General features: G+C 36.6%; 23 protein-coding genes. 18 read left to right on the forward strand and 5 right to left on the reverse strand.

Annotated features, from left to right (window positions below; translation table 11 throughout):
• Nucleotides 1-4: 4 nt before the first annotated feature.
• Nucleotides 5-601, forward strand: coding sequence for a tetratricopeptide repeat protein (locus ABMA79_RS00910; protein WP_392857253.1), 597 nt, complete (start codon nt 5-7; stop codon nt 599-601).
• Nucleotides 601-2,724: a hypothetical protein gene (locus ABMA79_RS00915; RefSeq protein WP_393089501.1), complete on the forward strand. Its 2,124-nt coding sequence runs from the start codon at nt 601-603 to the stop codon at nt 2,722-2,724. The genes ABMA79_RS00910 and ABMA79_RS00915 overlap by 1 nt, the downstream gene beginning before the upstream one ends.
• Before the next feature lie 55 nt (nt 2,725-2,779).
• Here ABMA79_RS00915 and ABMA79_RS00920 read toward each other — a convergent pair whose 3' ends face one another.
• Nucleotides 2,780-3,922: an acyl-CoA dehydrogenase family protein gene (locus tag ABMA79_RS00920; RefSeq protein ID WP_392857249.1), complete on the reverse strand. Its 1,143-nt coding sequence runs from the start codon at nt 3,920-3,922 to the stop codon at nt 2,780-2,782.
• A 179-nt stretch (nt 3,923-4,101) separates the two neighbouring features.
• Between ABMA79_RS00920 and ABMA79_RS00925 the strand changes: the two genes are divergently transcribed.
• Both ABMA79_RS00925 and ABMA79_RS00930 read left to right on the forward strand, forming a co-directional pair.
• The gene (locus tag ABMA79_RS00925) at nt 4,102-5,829 is read left to right on the forward strand and encodes a hypothetical protein (protein ID WP_393089504.1); all 1,728 of its coding nucleotides are present in this window, start codon (nt 4,102-4,104) and stop codon (nt 5,827-5,829) included.
• A gap of 2 nt (nt 5,830-5,831) precedes the next feature.
• Nucleotides 5,832-6,209 (forward strand): hypothetical protein, encoded by a 378-nt coding sequence (locus ABMA79_RS00930; RefSeq protein WP_393089507.1) that lies wholly within the window; start codon nt 5,832-5,834, stop codon nt 6,207-6,209.
• Here ABMA79_RS00930 and ABMA79_RS00935 read toward each other — a convergent pair.
• Together ABMA79_RS00935 and ABMA79_RS00940 are read right to left on the reverse strand one after the other, a co-directional pair.
• On the reverse strand, nt 6,199-7,029 hold the full coding sequence (locus ABMA79_RS00935) for an endonuclease/exonuclease/phosphatase family protein (RefSeq protein WP_393089509.1): 831 nt from the start codon (nt 7,027-7,029) through the stop codon (nt 6,199-6,201). The two genes, ABMA79_RS00930 and ABMA79_RS00935, sit on opposite strands and share 11 nt — an antisense overlap.
• A gap of 122 nt (nt 7,030-7,151) precedes the next feature.
• Nucleotides 7,152-8,012, reverse strand: a complete 861-nt coding sequence (locus ABMA79_RS00940; protein WP_393089512.1) for an endonuclease/exonuclease/phosphatase family protein — start codon at nt 8,010-8,012, stop codon at nt 7,152-7,154.
• A gap of 126 nt (nt 8,013-8,138) precedes the next feature.
• Between ABMA79_RS00940 and rlmN the strand changes: the two genes are divergently transcribed.
• Nucleotides 8,139-9,203: a 23S rRNA (adenine(2503)-C(2))-methyltransferase RlmN gene (rlmN, locus tag ABMA79_RS00945; protein WP_392857239.1), complete on the forward strand. Its 1,065-nt coding sequence runs from the start codon at nt 8,139-8,141 to the stop codon at nt 9,201-9,203.
• Nucleotides 9,204-9,205: 2 nt separating this feature from the next.
• Here rlmN and ABMA79_RS00950 read toward each other — a convergent pair whose 3' ends face one another.
• Complete coding sequence (locus ABMA79_RS00950) at nt 9,206-9,475, reverse strand: hypothetical protein (RefSeq protein ID WP_392857236.1); 270 nt, start codon at nt 9,473-9,475, stop codon at nt 9,206-9,208.
• A gap of 157 nt (nt 9,476-9,632) precedes the next feature.
• On the opposite strand from ABMA79_RS00950, the gene sppA reads away from it, so the two are divergent.
• The 12 genes from sppA to ABMA79_RS01010 all read left to right on the forward strand — a co-directional run bounded on the left by sppA (nt 9,633) and on the right by ABMA79_RS01010 (nt 20,556).
• Entirely contained in the window at nt 9,633-10,580 is a 948-nt protein-coding gene (sppA, locus tag ABMA79_RS00955) for a signal peptide peptidase SppA (protein WP_393089515.1), read from the forward strand.
• Between the two features lie 10 nt (nt 10,581-10,590).
• Nucleotides 10,591-11,820 carry a hypothetical protein gene (locus ABMA79_RS00960; protein WP_392857231.1) on the forward strand — a complete coding sequence of 410 codons (1,230 nt, stop codon included), beginning with the start codon at nt 10,591-10,593 and terminating at the stop codon, nt 11,818-11,820.
• Nucleotides 11,820-12,209: an SH3 domain-containing protein gene (locus tag ABMA79_RS00965; protein ID WP_392857229.1), complete on the forward strand. Its 390-nt coding sequence runs from the start codon at nt 11,820-11,822 to the stop codon at nt 12,207-12,209. Before ABMA79_RS00960 ends, ABMA79_RS00965 begins: the two co-directional genes overlap by 1 nt.
• The gene (locus ABMA79_RS00970; RefSeq protein ID WP_392857227.1) at nt 12,209-13,072 is read left to right on the forward strand and encodes a hypothetical protein; all 864 of its coding nucleotides are present in this window, start codon (nt 12,209-12,211) and stop codon (nt 13,070-13,072) included. The genes ABMA79_RS00965 and ABMA79_RS00970 overlap by 1 nt, the downstream gene beginning before the upstream one ends.
• Nucleotide 13,073: 1 nt before the next feature.
• Entirely contained in the window at nt 13,074-13,874 is an 801-nt protein-coding gene (locus ABMA79_RS00975) for a hypothetical protein (RefSeq protein WP_392857225.1), read from the forward strand.
• Nucleotides 13,874-14,572, forward strand: a complete 699-nt coding sequence (locus ABMA79_RS00980) for a MotA/TolQ/ExbB proton channel family protein (RefSeq protein WP_392857223.1) — start codon at nt 13,874-13,876, stop codon at nt 14,570-14,572. Before ABMA79_RS00975 ends, ABMA79_RS00980 begins: the two co-directional genes overlap by 1 nt.
• A 14-nt stretch (nt 14,573-14,586) precedes the next feature.
• The gene (locus ABMA79_RS00985) at nt 14,587-15,003 is read left to right on the forward strand and encodes a biopolymer transporter ExbD (RefSeq protein ID WP_392857222.1); all 417 of its coding nucleotides are present in this window, start codon (nt 14,587-14,589) and stop codon (nt 15,001-15,003) included.
• Nucleotides 15,004-15,064: 61 nt separating this feature from the next.
• On the forward strand, nt 15,065-15,781 hold the full coding sequence (locus ABMA79_RS00990; RefSeq protein WP_392857220.1) for a TonB family protein: 717 nt from the start codon (nt 15,065-15,067) through the stop codon (nt 15,779-15,781).
• An 8-nt stretch (nt 15,782-15,789) separates the two neighbouring features.
• Complete coding sequence (locus ABMA79_RS00995; protein ID WP_392912242.1) at nt 15,790-17,112, forward strand: TolB family protein; 1,323 nt, start codon at nt 15,790-15,792, stop codon at nt 17,110-17,112.
• Nucleotides 17,113-17,242: 130 nt separating this feature from the next.
• Nucleotides 17,243-18,790, forward strand: coding sequence for a sigma 54-interacting transcriptional regulator (locus ABMA79_RS01000; RefSeq protein WP_392857216.1), 1,548 nt, complete (start codon nt 17,243-17,245; stop codon nt 18,788-18,790).
• Between the two features lie 77 nt (nt 18,791-18,867).
• Nucleotides 18,868-19,038 carry a hypothetical protein gene (locus ABMA79_RS01005; protein ID WP_021266323.1) on the forward strand — a complete coding sequence of 57 codons (171 nt, stop codon included), beginning with the start codon at nt 18,868-18,870 and terminating at the stop codon, nt 19,036-19,038.
• A gap of 87 nt (nt 19,039-19,125) precedes the next feature.
• Nucleotides 19,126-20,556, forward strand: coding sequence for an HD domain-containing protein (locus tag ABMA79_RS01010; protein ID WP_392857214.1), 1,431 nt, complete (start codon nt 19,126-19,128; stop codon nt 20,554-20,556).
• On the opposite strand, the gene ABMA79_RS01015 is transcribed toward ABMA79_RS01010, so the two are convergent.
• Nucleotides 20,534-21,358 (reverse strand): hypothetical protein, encoded by an 825-nt coding sequence (locus ABMA79_RS01015; RefSeq protein ID WP_393089517.1) that lies wholly within the window; start codon nt 21,356-21,358, stop codon nt 20,534-20,536. The two genes, ABMA79_RS01010 and ABMA79_RS01015, sit on opposite strands and share 23 nt — an antisense overlap.
• 152 nt (nt 21,359-21,510) lie before the next feature.
• On the opposite strand from ABMA79_RS01015, the gene ABMA79_RS01020 reads away from it, so the two are divergent.
• Nucleotides 21,511-22,187: ATP-binding cassette domain-containing protein (locus ABMA79_RS01020; protein WP_393089520.1), on the forward strand; the 677-nt coding region annotated here is incomplete at its 3' end.

A 22,187-nucleotide genomic window follows, 5' to 3' on the forward strand; every position in this document is an offset into this window, starting at 1 on the left:
TTTAATGAAGTACTTATTACTATTATTACTATCTACATCTGTATTTGCTGCTAAGTTTAATGTTAAGTCCGATCCTAGTGATTGTGACGTATACGTTATTGATAAAAATGGTAAAAGAGTTTCTCTTGGAAAGACTCCGTATGAAACTGATGTCGAAACAATGCAGACCAATTACGGTGCAAATGGGCCAGTTCAAATTGAAGTCTTTAAGCCTGGTTTTGAGCCATATAGTTTATCTGTTCCAATGCTAGCAAAATCAGATATTGATATTAGCGCGAACTTAAAAGTTGAAAAAGATATTGAATTAGCACAGGACTTTGATTTCCTTGTAGGTGATCTATTCGATGTTCTAAGACTAATGAGAGGGAAGAACTTTGATCTTGCTTTCGCTAAACTAGAAAAGCTAGAAGCAAAATTTCCTCATTTCTCAATTATCCATGAAATGAAAGGTTCAATTTCATACTTAAAGAAAGATTTTAAAAACTCTCTTGCTTTTTATCGTAAGGCATTTGGGATTAATCCTAAAAATAGAGAAGCTTATAAAATGAAGATTTACTTAGAGAAGAAATTTAATGTTTCTAAGAATGAAGGAGGTAAATAATGAAGAAGTTGGCGTTTATCTCATTACTACTACTTTCTTCTGCGGCCATTTCAAATCCAAAGATGAATGTCCTGCCAAGTCTTGAGTGGCAAAAGAATGAACTAGAAATGAAAGTTCATGATAAGTTACAAAGAGGGACGGAAGTTATTCTTGGCCATGAGCATTTCTTTGTTGATGTTGAAATCGTAACGAATACTCCTGAAACTCCTAACTTCAGTATTCCATTGAATCCTTCGCCTCAAGGTGGTGCCGGAGGTGTTAATGGAAAAGGTGGTAAGGAATTAGATCTTGCAGACGATTCTGATCAAGCTAATGCAGCTGAAGATGGTAAAACAAAATCTGACGCTGAAATTAAATTTACTAATGATGTTCCAGAAACTGACTACGGTGAGAGTATTGTTTTCTCTCGTTTAGGTATGGAAGCTCCACTTATCGATGATTTTAATGACTTTTCTCCTTCTGGTAAGATCTTACTGACAATGGGGGATAACTCTAAAGATAAGATTAATAAAATGAAAGAAGACTTCTCTAAGGAAAAAGAGAAGCTAGTTGATCAAATTAAAAAACTAAGAGATGCATCTAAGGCCAAGCCTAGTATGATTGAACAGATGTGGAAGTATAATACTTCTATTGATATTTTCAAAAATATCTCTGAAATTAATATTTCTGTTCGTCTTCCTAACGATATTGCTAAGGATGAAAGAGTTAGAATTGAAGGACTGATTAAGTCAATCAAGCTTGGTGTAAATGATATTACTCCTAACTTTAAATTTTCTTATACGATTAATGTACCTCAAAAAGAAGATGTGATTTCTAAAAGTGATTTCCTAAAGGCATTAAGTAGCGTTTCAAATATTATTGCAATCGTTCTTGGTGTTCTACTGATTGGATTTGTTGGAAATCGTCTTATTTCTAAGTTTTTTGAACTTAATAGTGCTGCTCAAGCAGGTGGTAATTTTACAATGCAAAGTGATAGTTCTGAATCAGACGATGATGGGGGAGCTGGAGAGATGTTGGCCGCTGGTGGTGGCGGTGGAGATGGCCTTGGTGGCGTACACTCTCTTAATGGTATTGAAAGATTTAAGGTTTTTGCAGATAACACTCCTCAAGAAGCAATTCTTCTGGTTAAGAAATGGATTGCACAAGATACAAAGAGTGGACATGCGGCCCTTAGAGCACTTGTTCAACAAATTGATAATAGTGCATTAACAGATGTATTTAAGATGCTAAGTGAGCCAGAAAAGGCGAAGTGGAGAGATCTCCTTAATAAACCGCTTAATGCAAGTGAGCTATCTTTAGCAAATGACTATATTAGTAATCAAATCGTACAAAGTGTTATTCTTCCTTCTGTCATTGAAGACCCTAATACTTACGATTTACTTCTTAAGCTTAATGCTGAAATGATTAATCAGATCTATGAAAAAGATCCGTACATTGTTTCACTTGTTCTAAATGCTCTAAGTGAAAGCTTTGTAGCTGAAGTTCTTTCAAGTTGTGACACGGAAACTGTTGATCAAATTCTAATGTCTTCAGTTATCATTAAAGAGCAAGAGGTTAGAGATAACCAAGCACGTATTAAAGAAGTCCTTTCTCAATATGTTGAATCGAAGTCCAAACTTCCATTCGTTGAGAAATTATTCGATATTCTTCCAAATGTTTCTGCGGCGGTGGAAAAGAGTATTTTCAATACGCTTAAGCAGAATATTAATGTTGAAGAGTTTACAGAGCTGAGCCAGAAGAATTTCCCTTCTGAGCTTGTAAGTGAGCTACCTTCTAAGTTCTTAAAAGAAGCGCTTGCTAATTACGACCTTGGAAAGAAAGTTTCATTACTTTTTGCTATGGAAGAGTCTGAGAGAATGTATTACTTAGACCTTTTTGCACCAGATGGAACTAAGGCCCGTGATCTTATGCAAATTGAGTTCGATTCTGTTGAGCGTGATGAGATGAGAAAGAGTAAAATCATTGCTGGTAAAGATGATAGCTGGCGTGAGTTTGTTAAGTTCGTACGTACTCGTATCACGAAAGAAAAAGATGAGAAGACTGAGATCGAAAACCTTGTCCATAACTGGGCCCAGGATTTATACGGCTCTGTCGAAACGAGACCAGATTTAAAAGTAGCATAATAAAAAAAAAGCAGCTCTAGGAGCTGCTTTTTTATTTCTTAATTTGAATTTCTATTTAGACTTGAGCTGCCTTTAGTAAATTTTTGGCAATAATCATAATCATAACTTCATTAGTTCCAGCACCAATTTCATTAAGTTTATTATCTCTCATCATACGCTCAACTGGGAACTCTCTTGAGTAACCGTATCCACCATGTAGTTGGATAGCATCGAGAGCGATCTTCGTTGCCATTTTTGGAATAGCAAGCTTAACTTGAGCAGCAACAACTGGCCCTTTCTCTCCTTGGTCGTAACGGTAAGCTACGTTGTAAAGGAAGTTTCTCATCATTTCTGTTTCAGTTGCCATTTCAGCGATCATCTTTTGGATCATTTGGTACTCACCAATTGTTTTTCCAAATTGTGATCTTTCATTTGCATACTTAATACATTGATCAACACAAGCTTGCGCGATACCTAGAGAGATACCAGCAATTGTGATTCTTTCGATCTCAAGGTTTTTCATCATATGGTAAATTGAGTCACCTTCGTTACCAACAAGTTGCTCAAGACCTACTTTTGCGTTGTCAAAGATAAGCTCACCAGTTGGTGAAGCACGCATACCCATCTTGTGGATTGGGCTACCAAAGTCAAAGTGACCTTTGTCTTTTTCAAGGATAAAAGTTGAAAGGTTCTTTCTCTCTTTTCCTGTTCTAGTATAGACGTAAGCGATATCTGCGTATTGTGCATTAGTGATCCACATCTTCGTTCCATTTAGAAGGTAGTGGTCGTCTTTTTTCTCTGCTTTTGTTTGAATACCAACTGCATCTGATCCGTATTCTGGCTCAGACATACCCATACAACCGATATGCTCACCAGTAATTAGTTTTGGTAGGTATTTTTCTTTTTGTTCTTTAGAAGCGTTATTTTCAATATTGTTAACACAAAGGATAGAGTGGGCAAGGTAAGAAAGAGTTGAAGAAGCACATGCTTTTCCAAATTCTTCCATAACGATTGTTGCAGCAAGGGCACCCATTCCAGCACCACCATACTCAGGATCAGCAGTAATTCCAAGAACTCCAATTTCACCCATTTTTTTGAAAGCATCCATGTTGAAACTTTCTTCTGTATCATGCTTTTCCGCTACAGGAGCAAGCTCTTGTCTTGCAAAATCACGACACATTTTTTGGATTTGTTTTTCTTCTTCTGTGAAATACCACATACTCTGTCCCCTCTGTCATTTTTTAATCAAAATAACTTACCGTGTCTTACATCCTATGGCAATAATGCCACAGATGTTTTTAGCCAATAGACTATATTTAGTGAGAAGATAAAAATTGTAAGTACTTGAAATTGTCAAAGTGTTTTACATGACCTACAATTTTTTTAAGGAGTCGATTGATGCTTACAACACCTGTAGTCAAGGATGAGGACACGGTATTTCCAGGGGAGAATTGGTTTTTCTACTGGAAAACTTCAGCTTCTCTTTGGAAATCTAAAATTGAACAAACGTCTTTAACAGATAAGATTATCGTACCGATAAATTGGAGCTTCCATACGGATACCGGCGATAAGATTGATTTTGCAAAGCAAAAACCTGAGACGGACTTCAAGCGCCTATATGATATTTGTAAAGAGTTGGATAAGGAGATTATCTTTCTCTTACCTGTTTCACCGGTACCATATCTACCAAATGGTGGTATTCCATATCTTTTAGCTAGAACTGCTAGCTGTGATCAGTACGGCCTAAACCGTGCAAGTGCAGACAGTGATGGAACAATTCATAATTTCTATAGCTTCTATGATCCTCGAGTTTATAAAGGCTTTACTCGTTTTTGTTCAGAACTAAACTCATACTTTCAAGAAAGTGGAATTAAAGCACCTTTGTGGGGGGCCAACTGCGGTCACTACTCTCATGGCCACTTTCATTCTTATATCTTTGATCGTTCGGTAGCGTTCCAAAGTGGTTTTAGTCGCTTTGTTGAAATGAAAAAGGGTGAGCTTAAGCTTGAGAAGATTACGGCCGAGCAAGAGCATGAGTTTATTATAGAGTATAATGAAACGATTTCTCGCATCTATATCGATATTGTTAAGCATTCGATGGAAAAGAATTGGCAAGGTGTAAAGAACTTCTCTTTCTTAGAAGGCTCGATGAACTCAATTGAGAATCGTATGCTTGATCAAGTGAGTGACACAAAGATCATTGATGATGCCCTTAAGAGTTTAGACAATGGAATTCTTCCATCTTCTATTCTTCTTCCTAATCGCAATAAGAATGGGATTTATTCTGATTTAAAGAAGCAGGTTATTAACTCTTCTCGTTTAGATGAATTCTATAATGATAAGACGATTCTCGCGGATAACGACTATATTTTTAAAACTTCAAATGCAGTTAATATTTTTCACAATGTGAAGGACTTTAAAAGTAAGGAGCTTATCGCTTTTTCTGGTTTTATCGACTTTTGTAAGAGTCAATTCAGTTGGAATTATAGCTATAGCGATATTAATGAATTTCATTGGGAAGACTATGTTGAAAGTCCATTTCAGTTCTTCTACTTCAATGGAAAAGAGATTAATGCTGAGCTTCTAGGTAAGGTCCTAAAGCTCTTTATGAGTGGCGGTAAGGTTCTTATCGATATTGCTTACCTTGAAAAGAATTTAAGAAGAAGACTTGAGTCTTTCTACTTGGAAAATGAATTAAGTGTCGAGAAGATCCGTTTCCTAACTGAGATTAATACTGTCACAATGGGTGAGGGGCGACTGCTTATCTTTAACTCAAATGATTTTCAAGAGTGTAGTGACGATGAACTTAATACGTTCTGGAATAAAGTAACGAAGAGTATTGGCTATATTGGTTGTGATATTTCTCAAAGCGGAGAAGTTCGCTATAAGTGGCAAGAAAGGGCCATTGCTTCTTCTGATCTTAAATACGATAAGGTAAAGCGCATTAGCTTTTTTAATCCTTCAAGTTATAAGCAAAAACTTAATATTAAATATCCATCGGAATACGTTTTCCAAAAGATGATCGATCAAAACCATGTTGAGATAAATAATACGCCACATGAGATTGAATTGAGCTTCATGCCTAAGGGAAGTATTTCATTAGATTTTGGGATAATTTCGGAGTAGAGATGGGTGCAAGTGATAAAGTTTTATATGTAAGTTATGTCTATAGTGAAGAGCACAGTCTCTTCTTTATTCGTTCGATCTTCACGGCAAAGTCATCAGTTGACTTTAGTGAGGTCGAGCTGGGTCCAAGAATGGAAATAACTTCTGACGGCTATTTAAGTGGTTTCTTTGATGAAGAAGAGCTGACAAAATTTGCTTATGATCTAAGTGATCGTCTAAAGCAAGATAGAGTATGCTTAATTTCTCCAGATTGCTTCAATAAGGTTTTAGAAACAACTAAGAAAATTGGTGGTTTACTTGAGTCTTTTGTTGAGCATGGAAATGTCTTAGAAAATCCAGAAAGAACAAAGAAGGGATTCCTATCGAGTTTTATTCGATAGGAATTCTAAAGCTAGCTTGTAAAGGCTTGTGATCTGATCCTTCGATATCTCCACGAACTCTAGCTTCAATTAGTTCTAGGTCACGATACCAAATATAATCAAGTTTATTACCAAGCCATTTCATACGATCATCACGGCCTGTGTAGATTGCTTCCTTAAGGCCTTCTCTCTTTAAAATATCTCTCATCATCTTAATCTTAGACTTTGAGTTCGTATTAAAGTCACCAGCAAAAACAACTGGTCCATTTGTTGTTCTTATATAGTTTACAACTTGAGTGATTTGTTTTTTTAGAGATTTCTTTCTGACAAAATTAATAGCATGAATATTAATAAAGGTAATACTGCGGCCATCTTCAAGCTTGTACTGACTTGCTAGAGATAGCTTTGGTGTGCGGATAAATGGTTCTCTTACCTTACTCCTAAGAGGCGTAATTGCTATTGCAGGATACTTTGAAATATTAGTAACTCCTGTGTTGTACTTTCCCCAGCTGATAAATGAAGTGGCCAAAATAATTTCTTCATCTTCTGGAGTAAAGAGACGCTCCTTCATTTTTCCTTTAAAACTAAACTCTTGTCCGAGAAGAATATCGCTCTCATTCATAAGTTCTTCAAAGTCTTCGCGCCAGGTTTCATTCTTTCCTTTGTACATATTCCACGCAGTGATCGTGAATTCATTAGGAAAAGGACAATCATCACATGAAAGGCCTTGCTTTACTTGAATGATCTTATCTGAACTTGGAATTTTGTGAATGAGCTTTTCTTGTGCAAAAGATGGTGTTGCCAGTAAAACAACTGCTAAGCTTATCATAAGCTTTTTCATAACAAATCCTTTTGTTTGAAACTAATTTTTTAATATCTTTAATTATCTATAAGAGAGAACGAATGTGCAAAGAAATGCAGCTGAATTTTTCTTTTTATAAGCTAAACTGTCAAAGCTAATACCTAATCAATTAGCTCGAACTCTGCCTGAAGAGGAGCGTGATCAGATCCTTCAACCTCTCCAAGAACTCTTGCTTCCACGAGATTTAGTCCACGATACCAAATATGGTCTAGCGGCTGACCTAAGAATGTCATGCGATCATCTGCTCCAGTATAACGGGCCTGTTTGAAACCCTCTTTTTTAAATAGCATATTCATGATGAGAGTTTTTGTTGGAGCATTAGTATTAAAATCACCCGCAAAGATAACTGGGCCTTTGATATTTTTTACAGCTTTAAGAAGCGTTGCTATTTGAATTGTAAAAGGTTGAATACCGACGAAATTGAGTGCGTGGATATTAACAAAAGTAATATTTTGTCCATTATCTGCTGGATATTGAGTTAAAACAGAAAGCTTTGGCGTATTTACAATGGGCTCTCGATCACTGCTTTGAAATGCCTGCTTTGTGACAGCATTTACCGTCGAGCTAGTAAAGACACCGGTTGCTTTTCCATCTGTATTATAAAATGAAGTTGCTAGTACACTTTCTCGCTGGCCGCTTGAAAGTATCTCCTGCATTTCTCCTTGAAGTAGAAACTCTTGACCAAGGATGATTTCACTCTCGCTTGCTAGCTCTAGATAATCTCTTGCCCAAGAAGGCTCTTTTCCTTTGTACATATTCCATACTGTTACGCTAAATCGTGTACCAAGCCTACAGTCAGGACAGCTAAGCTCTCCCTTTGTGGAAAGTATTTTGTTTTTAGAGGGAACTTTGTAAATAAGATTGGCCATATTATTTGCGGCCAAGACAGATCCTTGAAGTAGCAGTAGGGATGTGATTAATAGGCCAAGCTTTCTCATATTTGTTCCTAATGATTCTGACATCAGCAGATTTTGTTGTAATTTAGGTTTAATAGATCAAAGAATAGGCTAAATAGCAAAAATTCTACAGAGGAGCTTGTAATATTTAGTCCCTGACCATATAAATGTCACCTAATATTGGAGAATCATATGCAAAAGCAGCTTTTTTACTCGCTTTCACCTAAGTCTTTGAAATCATTCCTCGTAGAGAATGGCCAGAAGCCTTTTGTGGCAAATCAAATTCTTCAATGGGTCTATGAAAAACACGAGTACACTCCTGAGGGGTGGTCAAATATTTCTAAGAGTCTCAAAGAGCTATTAGAAGAGAACTTCGATTTTACACTTCCTAAAATTGTATGGAATGGCCTTTCAAAAGATGGAACGAGAAAATTTCTTGTTGCCATGAGAGATGGAAAAACTGTTGAAACGGTTATGATTCCTGCTCGCTCAAATCGAAAAACTCTTTGTGTTTCTTCGCAAGTAGGGTGTGCAATCGGTTGTACTTTCTGTCATACCGGAACAATGGGGCTGATGCGCCACCTTGAGGCCGGGGAAATTATAGGCCAATTTCTGGCCGTTACAAAATTTCTAAGAGAAAAAGTTGGGCCAGAAGAACGACTATCAAATGTTGTCTTTATGGGCCAAGGAGAACCTCTTCATAACTTTGAACAAGTTAAGGCAGCAACTGAACTTATGGTTGATGAAAAGGCCTTAGGCCTTTCTCAGAGGCGAGTAACGATTTCAACATCGGGATTAGTTCCAGCAATTAAGAAGCTAGAAGAATTCCCATCTGTGAATATTGCTATTTCTCTGCATGCTGCTCACAATGAGATTCGTACAGAACTTATGCCAATTAATAAGGCCTATGATCTGGACAGGCTTCTAACGGCGATTAAGGAAATTCCACTTAAGGCCCATCGCTATATTACTTATGAATATCTTCTCATTGACCAGTACAATGATCGCGCCGAAGATGTTGAAGCACTTTTAAAACTTCTTCCTAAGAAAGTATCTAAAGTGAATCTGATTCCTTTTAATGAGTACCCTGAATCGAATTTTAAACGCCCAAGTGTTAGCCGTATCAACTGGTTTAAGAATCAACTTGATAATGGTGGAATCACGACAACAATTCGTACGACAAAGGGGAGTGATATCTTAGCGGCCTGTGGCCAGCTTAAGAGTGAGCTAGAAAAAGATCTAAATCTTTGGAAATAAGATTACTTCTTATTTTCGTAATCCCAATACTTAACATTTGTATTTTTAGAAGATGGAAGACGCTTTGACTTCTCTGACTTAGAGTCGTCTTCAACTTGATATGAGTCTTCCCAAGATTCTTGAGTCTTATGGTGGACTACTTTCTTTTTAAATGAAATTGGTTTTTTCGCTTCTTGATAAAATGAAGGAGCTTCATACTTCTCAGCAAAAACAAAGCTAGACTGAATTACTAGAGTAATTATGGCAATTGTTTTAACGCTGAAACCTTTCATATATCCCTCACTTCGCATTTGCGGTTTTATTCCTATATCTTTTCGGATAGGGACAAATTTACTTTAATCGGCAAGTTTGTAACATGTTAAAAAGTTTACGAAATCCAATATTTTTGGGAAGATAGAAGGGTAGATTTATAAGCTCAGGGAGGATGCTTTGTCGAATACAAAATCAAAAGATCGTGCGGTCATAGGCCTTATGGCAATGGTTGCAGTTTTCTTCGTTGTACTAATATTATTTTCTGCTTATACCGTGACAATTTTCAAAGGAAATAACGATATTGCTTCGTCGAGTAAGAAGTCTAAAGATAAGATTGCCCTAATTGAAGTTGAAGGTGTCATCATGGACGCTAAGAAAACAATTCAACTTCTTCACCGCGCAGAAGCGGATGAAGCAGTTAAGGGAATTATCTTAAGAGTTAACTCACCAGGTGGAGCAGTTGCTCCAACTCAAGAGATTTATCAAGAAATTTTAAGAATTAGAGGGGCGGGAAGTTACACTGAAGTAACAAAGAATCCAAAGCCAATCTATGCATCATTCTCATCAATCGCTGCAAGTGGTGGTTACTATATTGGTGCGGCAACAGAGAAGATTTGTTCATCTCCAGGAACACTTACAGGTTCAATTGGTGTGATCATGCAATTTGTTGACCTTTCTGAATTATACAAATTCGCCATGGTTAACCCACAAACAATTAAGGCCGGACGCTATAAAGACATTGGACAACCAAATCGTCCAATGACTAAAGAAGAAGCTGCGCTAATGGAAGAGATGACAAAAGATGTTCACAAGCAATTTATTGATGATGTTGCAGCTGAGCGTAGTGAGAAGATTAAAGGTTCAATTAACGATGTTGCTCAAGGGCAAGTCTTTTCAGGTGCACAAGCAAAGAAGCTTGGACTTGTTGATGAACTTGTTGGGCTTTGGCCATGTGCTCGCGAGCTTCATGCGAAGCTAGAGCTTGAAGGGGACTTAAACCTTTCAGAAATGAAGATTAAGAAGAAGGCGAACTTCTTCTCAATCATTGAAGACTTAGAAGATGTTAAAGGAGCAGTTAAGAATTTTGTAAAAGCTAACAGCTCGACGACTTTAATGTACAAATAATAGAGGCATAATGCATATATACTTAAATTGGCTACAAGATCATATACTAGCAGTTGTAGCATTCGTATTTACACTAATTCTGATCTATCACTACTTCAGTGAGAAAGACACAGGTGTAAAACTTTCTAAACGATATCGTAACTCGATCTTTGAAGCTCAGTCGAAAGTATTCTTAAATGCAACTCAATACCTAATCTCAGGAAATCGTGATCTTGCGATTAAAGAATTCTTAAGTGCCGTTGATATTAACAGAGAAACAATTGATACATACTTTGCTCTAGGTGGACTATTCAGAAGTAATGGTGAAATAGAAAAGGCCATCAGTATCCACCGTTCACTTATTGCAAGAGATAATATTTCAGAATCTCACCGCATTCGTGCTCTTAAAGAGTTAGCTATCGATTTCGATAAGGGTGGTTTTGTTGATAAGGCCATTGAAACTTATAAAGATGTCTTAAAAATCAATCGTGATGAATATGATGTTATTCAATCACTTTGTCGTATCTATGAAGATATTGGTGATTGGGATCAAGCCTATAATTATCGCATCATGCTTTCAAAAGTAGGGCATGAGAATCAGTCTGAGACGATTTCACATATTCTTGTTCAAAAGGCCAAGAAGTTCTTTGAAAATGGTCAGCTTTCTAAGGCCATTGAAGATCTTGAAGACGGTTTTCGTTTTGCACCTTCTGTATCAGCAAAGATTCTAAAACTTAGAATTCTTCTTCACGAAGGTAATGTTGATGAAGCGAAATTCTATCTCGTTGAACTTTTAAAAGAGCAGCCAATGTATGCTTCTTTTGCATTTGAATCACTTGAAGAGGGATTTAAGGGCAGTGAAGAAGAAAAAGAGAAGTATTTTAAGAGATTAAATCTTTTAATTGAATACTTCTTAGAAATGAAAGATGAAGAATTACTTTCTAACGAATCAATCATTCTTACAAAGATTAGACTTTTTAAGCAGCAGCATCAATTGCACAAAGCTTACGAATTACTAAGTGAGTGGGATAAGAACTCTAATGCCACTTCAGAAGCCTTAAAATCTGAGTATATTAAAATATTAATTGAGTTAGGTAAGAAAGAAGAGGCCGTTTCACAAACGAAAGATCTTCTAGAGAATATGCACCAAACTCTTACAAAGCACTATTGTCGTGAATGTGGGTACAACTCTGATGAGATTTTTTGGCGTTGTCCGCAATGTCACGAGTGGGAAACAATACAGTTTAGATGGAAAGTATAATGAGAATATTTCTAGTATTTTTTCTTCTTCTACCGGTCTTTGCTCAACAAAAGGCCCAGTCTCGTAATGCTCAGAAGAAGACGATTTACTACGTGCAGTCTGTTTATTCTCAGCTACACCAAAACCCTTCAAAATTCTCTCGAGTGCTGTCTACCTTTGAATGTGGACAACCTTTCTACGTCTTAAGTTCACCAATCTCTGAGTTCTATCAAGTTGAGTACTCAAATTATAAAGGTTTTATGAGTACGAATGTTCTCTCTCAAAGAAAACCAGATGGTTGTTGGCAAGATATGTATCGTCGCTTCTTTGACCAAATTGAAATTGGTGTGACTGAGATTCACTATTGGGGAAGACTACAGGATCTTCTCATTAAAGGGGAGAGTAAGTAATGAAGTACTTCTTATCACTTCTCCTTATCTTTAATATCTTTAGCTCTTATGCTCAAGAAAACCTTCCGGTTGAGAATGAATTTGTGAATTTTAATAAAATTCAAAAAGTTCTAAAGAAGGACGGACTTGAGAAGGCCGCAAAAGAAAAGGCTAAACAAGCGAAAAAGAAACAAGTTGATGTTGATGCTGTAAAAAAAGCATTCTACAACACGCCGGCCGGGAAAGATTTCTGGCATATCATGACTCAGTATTGGCTTGTTAAGAATGTAGGGATACTAAAATGGGACTTTCATAAGCCTGATTTTGGTGTTCGTGAATATTACGCTAAGTTTTTAAAAGAAGTCGGATACTTTGGTATCAAGTTTGATATTTTATATTTGAACTCACCAAATGTAACTCACTTCGGCTTTCCACTATCGACTAATCACTACCTATTTGTGATTAGTGTTCCATTTATTAGAGCAATGGACTTATCGAAGTTACAAATCTCACTTCTTTTATTTGAAGACTTATTGAGGTTAGAGGATCAGCAATTTATTAAAAAATTTGATGATGAAACACTTTTAAAATTAATGAATAATAATTTTTATAAGAAACAATTCCCAAAGGAAGAATTTCATAAGGTTTTAACTCGTTTTAGTGATGTGGTTTTTAATACTGGTTTTACTTTCAAGGATCAGTTTAAAACAACTAAGAAAATGGATACTATTTTAAAGAATAATCCAAAGTACTGGAAAAACTATTATCACTTACTAGAGAAGATTGATTCTTTAACGAAAGGGAATTTACTTTATAAGAATTATTCAAAGATTTATCCAGCGCCTGAACTACAGCTTAATTGGATAAACCCAACGACGAATTAGTATGAAGTTATTCGCCAAAGAAAAATCTATTTATCTGGCAAAGTACGCCACATCGACAATAATATACTGGATTATTTACTTTATTCTTGTCTCAATTATTACGTTCTTCCACTTTAGACTAGGGCACAAGCTGATCATTGTAGAGAATTGGCTATACGACTTCTCTTGGCAAGTGCTAGTTACCGCAAGAATTTTAGGTTACCTCGTTTCAATCTATTTCTTTTCAGATATGAAGTTTAGAGATATTAAAGGCCAGCTGTCTTTTGATTGGTACAATAGTGTTAATGTCCCAACTTATTTAATTTCGCTGGGTACACTCATTGTATTTATTTTCTTTAGTCGACCTTCTCATATGGAAAACGTGCAATTTAGTTTTTGGCAACTAATCGTTCACAATGTACTTATTTTTGCATTCTTCTTTTTTGAATTCTTGAATTCAAAAATCTTTTTAAAGTCGAGACGTGTAGGGAAGGGATTTCATATTTTAACCGAAGGCTCTCTCTTATATCTTTCTCTTTTTGTTTTATTTCCAAGAAATACGAGTTTAGAAATAGGTCATATGTTTCTATTCTTCTTAGCATATACTCATCTCTATCTATTTAATTACTCAGTACTTAAAGGGATGATTTTTATTTCAGTTGTTTTTGTACCTCTTTTTGCCTTCTTGGGTCACGATCCATTATGGGGTACATATTACTCAATATTTTTTTCAAAGTTAGGAAACCTTTTGGTTCCAGCTATTAGTTTATTAATTGTTACATCCGCATATTCATATATTTTAAAAAAGCAAGGAGAAGTATAGTGGAAGGTCATAATTTAGATATTTTCCAAATCCTCTTAGACTCAAGTATTGTCGTTAAATTAGACTTACTTCTTTTAATCTTAGCATCAGTGCTTTCATGGACGATTATTTTCCAAAAGAGATCACTTTTTAATAAAACAGAAAAGGCCAATCGCGAGTTTAAAAACTTCTTTAGTGGTGTGGCCTCTCTTGAAGAAGCATATCATGATGCTCAAACGATTGAAGATAGTCCGTTAAAGAAATTATTTCTTTCTGGTTACCGTGAACTTAAGAAAACAGAGATTGCACTAGGTGAAGACTATGGACTAATTAAAGAACATTATTCTTCAATTGCTAATCAATCAATGGAGCGTGCCTTATCAAATGAAGCAGTAGAAGTTGATCAGCAAATGAGTAATGGACTAACAACTCTTGCCTCAATTGGTTCGATTACACCATTCGTTGGTTTATTTGGAACAGTTTGGGGGATTATTGATTCATTCTCTGGCCTTGCCAGTGGTGGTGCAACGCTTGAGACTGTTGCTCCTGGGATTGCCGAAGCACTTGTTGCAACTGCCGTAGGTCTAGTGGCCGCAATTCCTGCAACTTGGTATTTTAATAAATTTGGACAAAGAAGAAATAAACTTAGAGAACAACTTCATATCTTTGGTAATCAATTTATCAATGAAGTTGAAAGATATATTTCTTCAAAATCATAATTTAGGGGTTAGTAATGGGTATGAATTCTGGTGGTAATGGAGACGGACCGGTATCAGAGATTAACGTAACACCACTTGTTGATGTTATGTTAGTTCTACTTGTTATCTTCATGATTACAGCGCCCTTGATGTTAAATGGGATTGAACTGACTTTACCAAAGACTAAGGAAGTCAATGTGATGAGCTTAAGCTCTTCGCAAGTTGTTCTTAGTTTCACTAATTCTGAAGAGTTCTATGTGGGGAAGGATAAAATCCTCCTAAGTGAACTTATCGCTGTTGTTTCAAGTAAGCTAAAAGAAACGAAGTCGCAGACTCTATTTCTAAGAGCTGACTATCAGCTAGAGTACGGTAAAGTTGCAAAATTAATGTCTTATTTAAAATCAAATAATATAAATGATATTGCTCTGGTTACAGAGCTAGAGGATAAGTAGTATCGAAAAGAGTTTTAACAAATACATTTCTATTTCATTAGGAGCGCATGCTGTCCTAATTTTGGGACTGTATCTTCTATCGATCTTTAAGCTTGGGACTCCTTTCGACCCAAAGAGGGCCAACCTCGATAAGGTTCGCGTTATTGGTAAGGCCATCAAAGTTGATGTTGTGGCCATGCCTAAGATGACTTATCAAGAGCTTAAGAAAATGACTCCTCCACCACAAGAGCAAGTTGAGGTGGTAAAGAAGAAGGCCAAGGATACAGGTGGAAGTGACAAGGCCATTCTTGAGAAGGCTACTAAACAGAAGTCTTTAAAGGATATGCTTTCAAAATTTGCTAATCGTGATGTCAAAACAGATACAAAGAGAAAGGCAAAACCTAAGCAAAAACAAAAAATTGCTGAGGACACAACTGACTATAGCAATATTATTGCTGCTGGAAACAAATTAAGTGAAGGCTCTTCTTATACTGGAACTGGCAGTGCCCAGGCCCAAGGGGACTTTGATAATTATGTTATTTCTGTGATGGAAGCTGTTCGCAAGCATTGGAGACTTCCGGCATATCTGGCAAATCTTGAATTGTCGTGTCACGTTCAGGTCTTTATCAATTCGCAGGGAAAATTATTAGAATATAAAATTATAAAATCGAGTGGGAACGCGGAGTATGATAGCAAAGCGGTGGGATCAATTCGCGCTGTTGGATCATTTCCTCGTCCGAAAAAAGAAATTACTAATAGGCTAGTGGCCGGAGAACTCGTTCTTGCCTTTCCTATATAGGAGTTTTTATGAAGTATTTAGTATTACTACTTATATGTTTAAACGTTATTGCTGATGGTGGACTAACTGTTGTCTCTGTAGGGGACGCCGAAGTTGTTAAAGAAAGCCTACTTGTAGAAAAGATTTTTTCTGAGGGAGTCTTTACTCCTAATGAGGTTGAGCAGTCTGAGAATTATATTAATATCGTACGAAACGATTTTAAATTCTATCAGAACTACTTTAATGTACTACCTCGCCGTATCTCGCAGACTTCTTTTGATAATGTGCGCTTTACGAATTACAAGACGAAGGAAACTAATTTCTTAGTTCGCTTTAAAATTGTAAGAACTGCAACGCAAACATCTCTTTCATATAAGCTTTGGAATATTGCGGCCGAGCAAGAACTTATTTCGAAATCAATTCCATATGATGCTAATAACCGAGAGGCCATTCACGCAGTATCTGATGAAATCTACCGCGCCATTGTTGGTAAGCCTTCTATCTTTAAGGATAAGATCGTTTTTGTTTCTGATTATAAAATGCCTGATGGAAAGAAAGAGCTATTCATCATGGACTTTGATGGTGCAAATCCAAAGAGGCTAACATGGCATAATGGTGTTGTTCTTTCTCCTGCTGTATCACATGACGGCTCAAAGATTGTTTACAGCCTTATTGATGAGTCTATTAAGGGAGCAAAGAAGAACGTAAACCTTATGCTCTATGATGTGGCCACAAAGAAGTCGACTATATTATCGAAAAGAAAGGGCCTAAACTCTGGTGCTATCTTTACTAATAATGGTGATGAAATCATTTTAACTCTTTCACATCAAGGTAATGCCGAATTATATCGCATGAACTTAAAGACTCGTGCAATTACACGCCTAACGAAAAGCTACGCACCTGATGTTGACCCATCACTTAGTGCTGATGGCTCAATCCTAACATTTCTATCTGGACGCCCAGGAAAGCCGATGATCTATACAATGGATCCAAATGGCCTAGAGAAAGATGTTAAGCGTATTAGTTATGTAGGTAAGTACAACGCCACTCCACGTTTTCACCCAAGTGCTTCAGAAATTGTTTTCTCAAGCTGGTTAGATAATCGCTTTGACCTCTTTAAAGTAGGATCAGATGGCCAAAACCTTCATCGTTTAACGAAGGATTTCGGTTCAAATGAGGATCCAGAGTACTCAAAAGATGGACAGTTCATTATTTTTACAAGTTTGAGGGTTCTTTCACAGTCGAGGGCCACTCAAAGTGTCTATATTATGGACACTTGGGGCAAAATCCTAGGGCCACTGACCTCAAATTTCGGAAAGTGTACAAGTGGTAGATGGCTTAAGTCATTATAATCACAGTAAAAGTATATTTTTTTTGAACAACCGAGTATTTTAGTCTTGTAAAAAATTCAGACGCGCTGTATCATGAATTTAGTTTAACGCTTCGCAGAACACACACTAAAAAATACACGGGAGTTTTTACATGACAATCGAAATGAAAAAAGAATCAACAAAAATTGAAAATCTACTGTCTACACTTCTTACGACTTTAGATGAGCAGGTTTTCTTTTCTGAACTATCAAAATTCTTTAAATCAGAAATCGTTTGTGATGAAATTATCGTAAACATTGCACATGAAGACGGAAGCTGTCGCATGGTTGCTAAGAATGCTCGCGCTGTAAAGAACGCACAAAGAATTTCAAAAGGTCTTGGTGCTGTAGGACACGTAATCAAAACTAAGCGTGCTTACTTCTCAAACAACGTACAAAGAGATCCTCTATTTGCTTCAACAAAAACAGAGATTTCTCACTCTGAACTGTGTGTTCCAATGATTATCGACGGTGTAATTATCGGTACTATTTCTTTCAAAGGAAATAGCGAAGAAGTTAACTTTAAGAAAGAAGACATTAATATGGTTATCGATAGCCTAAACTCTATCCAGAAGCCACTTAAGAATATGAAAATGTATCTATCTGCTAAGTTCCTAAATGAGTCACTTAAGCAGAAGATCGAAGAAAAAGAAAATGAACTAAAGAATTCTGTACCTGGTGTAACTCTATCTCGTTCAACAACTCAAGAGAAAGAAATCATCGGTAAGTCAGAAATTATGCAAGAGCTTCTAGTTGCAGTTGATCGTGTAGCTGCATCAGATGTTAACTCTTATATGGCAGGTGAGACTGGTGTTGGTAAAGAAATGATCGCTAGAAGAATCCACTGTCGTTCAGAAAGAAAGAATCACGCTTTCATCGTAGTAGACTGTTCAATGGGTAACGATGAGTACCTAGAGTCAGAAATCTTCGGGAAAGAAGAAGTTGATGCTGTAAGAGGTTTTAGAATTAAGAAAGGTGCTCTAGAAGCAGCTAACGGTGGAACAATCTTCATCAACAATATTGATAAAATGCCAGTTAAAGTACAGGCGAGACTAATGAGCTTCATCAACGACCTTGCTTACTCAAGAGTTGGAACTCATGAAAAACTAAGATCAAACGTAAGAATTATTGCAGCTTCTTCAATCAATATGAAAGAAAGTGTTGCTCAAGGTACTTTTAGAGAAGATCTATTCTACAACCTATCAACAATTGGTTTAAGAATTCCTTCACTAAGAGAAAGAAAGTCAGATATTGAAATTCTAGCTAACCACTTCCTTAACCTAGGAAAGTTACCAGAAGCTCAAAAGTCAATGTCTCCAGGTGTTGTTAAGCTTCTTGAAGATTACAACTGGCCAGGAAACGTAAGAGAACTTCACTCAATCATGGAAAGAGCATATGTTCTATCTCCAGGAATGATTGTTGAAAGAGATCACCTTGCTGATAGCATCAAAGTTGAGCAAGCTGAAATCTCTGAAGAAAAAGAAGAAATCAGAGTATTTAGAGAAATGACGCTAGGTGAAATCGAAAGAGAACACATCTGCCAAACTCTAGATCACTTAGGTGGTAATAAGACTAAGACAGCTAAAGTTCTTGGGATTACAGTTAAGACTCTTTATAACAAGCTGCACAGCTACGGTATGATTGAAGCAAAAGAAGCATAATCAACCCTTAAAGAAGCTTAAAGAAAATTGATAAAGCGTAATTTTGAAGTTATTATGACAGTCTAAAAGGAGAGCCCATGTCAGAAGACAATAGACTACCAAAGAACTTCAGAAGTTCACCAGATTTAGAGAACTTCTACCGCTTTATTTATGAAAATAACTTAAGAAGTGAAGCGAAGAAAATTTTTGAAGCGTTAAAAGTCGCTACAACTCCTGTAAAGAAAAGAGGAAGAAAGAAAAAGTCTTAACTTTCTTGTATCTATCAACAAATTCATTATAAAATATAAGATGCCCGTTAATTAACGGGCTTTCTTATATTATACCAAAGGATCAACATGGAAGTTGTCTCAAACGCTAAATTAGGTCTAAAAGTTTATGATCCATTATATGGATTCATCGACTTAACTCCACTTGAGATGGAGATCATCCACAGCCCATTCTTTCAAAGGCTACGCTGGATTAAACAACTAGGGTTTTCATTCTACGTTTTTCACGGTGCTGAACACTCTCGCTACGGCCACTCAATTGGTGTACTTAATAATGCTCACCATATTCTAAGGTCAGTTGGCCGCGGTGTGGAAGATGGTGAATTATTTCAAAAAGTTCAAAAGACAAAAGAGGCCAAATATCATCAGGCCATTCGCGTCTCAGCTCTTCTTCACGATATTGGAACATTCTGTTTTTCTCACACAACAGAGATGGCCTATATCAAGATAGGGGAGACAACAAATAAGAAAGGTGGAAAGGGATTACAAGACGATCACGAAAATCTTGGCTCATTCATTATTAAGAATACTGACTACGAAGGTGGACTTACTCGAATTTTGAAAGATCATGGAATTGATCCACAAGAAGTTTCAGACCTTGTTAAAGGTACGCACTCGTCAATTCTGGCCAATCAAATTCTTCACTCAGAAATTGACTGTGACCGCATGGACTATCTTTTAAGAGATGCTCACTATACAGGTCTTAAGTATGGAACTTACGATAGAGAATATCTTCTACACCATTTCACGACAGAGAAAGTTGCAGGTCACGATATTCTAGCAATTAAAGAAAATGCTCTTCACTGTGTTGAAGATTTTTTAAGCGCGCGCTTTGCTTGGTACTCACAAGTTATTCGATCACCACGTGGATCAAAGTACGATGCCATTGCAGATGCTCTTTGTTACCACATGCTGGAGAAAGGTCATATTTATCGCTACAGTGATCTACTTGATATTATCAGCAATGATCCAATGCGCTTTTATGGTTTTAATGACTCGTACTTTATGAATACAATTCACAAGCTACTTGTCGATGGCCAATTCGATAAATATGCAGATATCAAAGATATGGCACGTATCCTTCTTCTACGCCATGGTGCTAAGAATATTGATACAAGCGACTTCTCACAGTCTCTTCTTGAACAAGATAATATTGGCTTTAATGATAAGCTTTTTAAGAAGACAAGTAATAAGGCCAATGACATTGTTAACCTTGTGAAAGAGAAGGGGAGTGACGCTGATTGGGTTATTCCAGATATTCCTAAGAAGAAAATTATCTTTGTTAAGAGTCCAAGAGAGCTTGCTAAGAAGACAACACTTGCTAATCTTCTCTTAGAAAGAGATCCAGTTAAGATTCGTTTAGATGATGGGCAAGTTAAACTACTAGCTGATGTTGAAAATTCAATCATTTCAAAACTTTCAAATACAATGAGCTACACGCCAAATTGCTTCTGCTCTGACGGGGCATATAAATTACTTAAAGAGCAAGGTGTGATTTAAGTTTTTTGGCCCTTTCGATTAGGGGTAAGTAGATACCTTCTAAACTTGCCCCATCGTATTCGATTCTAGTCAGGTTTCCTGTGAGTAGCTCGAGGTTAGAGTTTACAAAGAGCACTTCTGTATAGCCCTCAAATGTAGGGTAGTCTCTCACAAATGCCTTTTCTTCAATCGAATTTTCAAGATTTAAAAGTAAGCAGATGATATTTGCACTTCCTCTTCTTTGAGGAATACGAGGAATGATAAAGCTTAAATTCTCAATGAGATTATTGAGATACTCATCTCTTTGTTCTTGCCCAAAAGTAACCATGGTCTTATTCGTAATGGAAAAGAAGGTTGCCTCAACTCCCATAAAGCGATGAGATTCATTATCAATTGATAAGAGAGATATCGTTTCGTCACGAGGTGAGAGAATATACTGACAAGTGAGCTTGTCATAGGGAGGCACAAAAATGAACTCTTCAAAGCGGCCTGACGAATTTCGATTTAACCCAATGACCTCAATGAAATTAGACTCGACCTCACCACATAACATACCAACAGTGATTGCACGTGTACGACTATTTTGCTCAAGATATTCATTACAAAGAACTTTGTCTGTAAAGGCCAGGGTGACATTAACTCCGGCTTCATCAATTTTATTTGTTTTAAAACGAGGGCCAATATCGACAGGTGTATCGATGACATAGATGATGTCATAAAATGAAAGATTTCTACTTTCCCTATTTCCATCAACACTACTATCTTGTAAGAGGGAAGATAGTAGGTGAGCATCGATTTGCTTTCCATTAATTTTTTCAAGCACTTTGACCTCTCTTTTACAGATTTGCAGCTGATTCTACGTAGAAAATTTGCTTCCATCAACAGCTGAAATATTAAGATTTACTTATTTGACGCATGTGGTCGGTCTTTTTATCTACCTTTGCTTAAAATCTGATTTTGTTATAAAATTAGAGAGTGGCAAAGAGGATTTTTGCCCAATTCAAGTTAGGAAGATTTGAATATAGAAATGAAGGACTCATATCAATGATCTCAAGCAGTTACGCGAATCAAGCAAGTAATTTATTTGGAAACCAGAATTTGAATACAAATATGTATTTTACCCTGGAAAATGTCACTGTTGATTACAACGGTATCAAGGCCATTTCCAATATCAATTTGCAAATCAGAAAAGGTGAAATTGTCTTTGTTACAGGAGCTTCTGGAGCAGGAAAGACTACGCTTTTAAATGTTCTCGCTGGTAATGTTTCACCAACTGGTGGAACGATCAAAATTGAAGATCGCATTTTTACAACACAAGTTTTTCAAGACCTAAGACTTATTGAAAATATGAGTCTTATTGATAATTTACAATTTGCATTTGATCCAAGTGTTTACCGCTCTCGTAAAGAATTTGAGAGCGACCTAAGCGAACTAATTAAAATTCTAGGAATTAAAAATCGCGTAAATCTTAAGGCCAAGGATGCTAATGGGGGACTAAGACAAAAGGTTGCCATCATTCGCGCCCTGCTTTCAAAGCCAGATGTATTTATTGCTGATGAGCCATCAAGCTCTCTAGACTTTGATAATACAAAAAGACTTTTTGATTTATTAAATATCTATAATGCGAAAAGAGGAACAACAATTATTTGGGC

It is taken from the genome of Halobacteriovorax sp. HFRX-2_2 (assembly GCF_043196705.1).
Taxonomy (GTDB): domain Bacteria; phylum Bdellovibrionota; class Bacteriovoracia; order Bacteriovoracales; family Bacteriovoracaceae; genus Halobacteriovorax_A.

Excerpts from the sequence above, each read along its gene's own strand:
- ABMA79_RS00915 (WP_393089501.1), top strand. The coding sequence starts at position 601 with ATGAAGAAGTTGGCGTTTATCTCATTACTACTACTTTCTTCTGCGGCC.
- rlmN (WP_392857239.1), top strand. The coding sequence starts at position 8,139 with ATGCAAAAGCAGCTTTTTTACTCGCTTTCACCTAAGTCTTTGAAATCA.
- ABMA79_RS00985 (WP_392857222.1), top strand. The coding sequence starts at position 14,587 with ATGGGTATGAATTCTGGTGGTAATGGAGACGGACCGGTATCAGAGATT.
- ABMA79_RS00935 (WP_393089509.1), bottom strand. The coding sequence starts at position 7,029 with ATGAAAAAGCTTATGATAAGCTTAGCAGTTGTTTTACTGGCAACACCA.
- ABMA79_RS00920 (WP_392857249.1), bottom strand. The coding sequence starts at position 3,922 with ATGTGGTATTTCACAGAAGAAGAAAAACAAATCCAAAAAATGTGTCGT.
- ABMA79_RS00930 (WP_393089507.1), top strand. The coding sequence starts at position 5,832 with ATGGGTGCAAGTGATAAAGTTTTATATGTAAGTTATGTCTATAGTGAA.
- ABMA79_RS00975 (WP_392857225.1), top strand. The coding sequence starts at position 13,074 with ATGAAGTTATTCGCCAAAGAAAAATCTATTTATCTGGCAAAGTACGCC.
- ABMA79_RS01005 (WP_021266323.1), top strand. The coding sequence starts at position 18,868 with ATGTCAGAAGACAATAGACTACCAAAGAACTTCAGAAGTTCACCAGAT.
- ABMA79_RS00995 (WP_392912242.1), top strand. The coding sequence starts at position 15,790 with ATGAAGTATTTAGTATTACTACTTATATGTTTAAACGTTATTGCTGAT.
- ABMA79_RS00965 (WP_392857229.1), top strand. The coding sequence starts at position 11,820 with ATGAGAATATTTCTAGTATTTTTTCTTCTTCTACCGGTCTTTGCTCAA.
- ABMA79_RS00970 (WP_392857227.1), top strand. The coding sequence starts at position 12,209 with ATGAAGTACTTCTTATCACTTCTCCTTATCTTTAATATCTTTAGCTCT.
- ABMA79_RS00960 (WP_392857231.1), top strand. The coding sequence starts at position 10,591 with ATGCATATATACTTAAATTGGCTACAAGATCATATACTAGCAGTTGTA.
- ABMA79_RS00925 (WP_393089504.1), top strand. The coding sequence starts at position 4,102 with ATGCTTACAACACCTGTAGTCAAGGATGAGGACACGGTATTTCCAGGG.
- ABMA79_RS00950 (WP_392857236.1), bottom strand. The coding sequence starts at position 9,475 with ATGAAAGGTTTCAGCGTTAAAACAATTGCCATAATTACTCTAGTAATT.
- ABMA79_RS01000 (WP_392857216.1), top strand. The coding sequence starts at position 17,243 with ATGACAATCGAAATGAAAAAAGAATCAACAAAAATTGAAAATCTACTG.
- ABMA79_RS00910 (WP_392857253.1), top strand. The coding sequence starts at position 5 with ATGAAGTACTTATTACTATTATTACTATCTACATCTGTATTTGCTGCT.
- ABMA79_RS01010 (WP_392857214.1), top strand. The coding sequence starts at position 19,126 with ATGGAAGTTGTCTCAAACGCTAAATTAGGTCTAAAAGTTTATGATCCA.
- ABMA79_RS00940 (WP_393089512.1), bottom strand. The coding sequence starts at position 8,012 with ATGTCAGAATCATTAGGAACAAATATGAGAAAGCTTGGCCTATTAATC.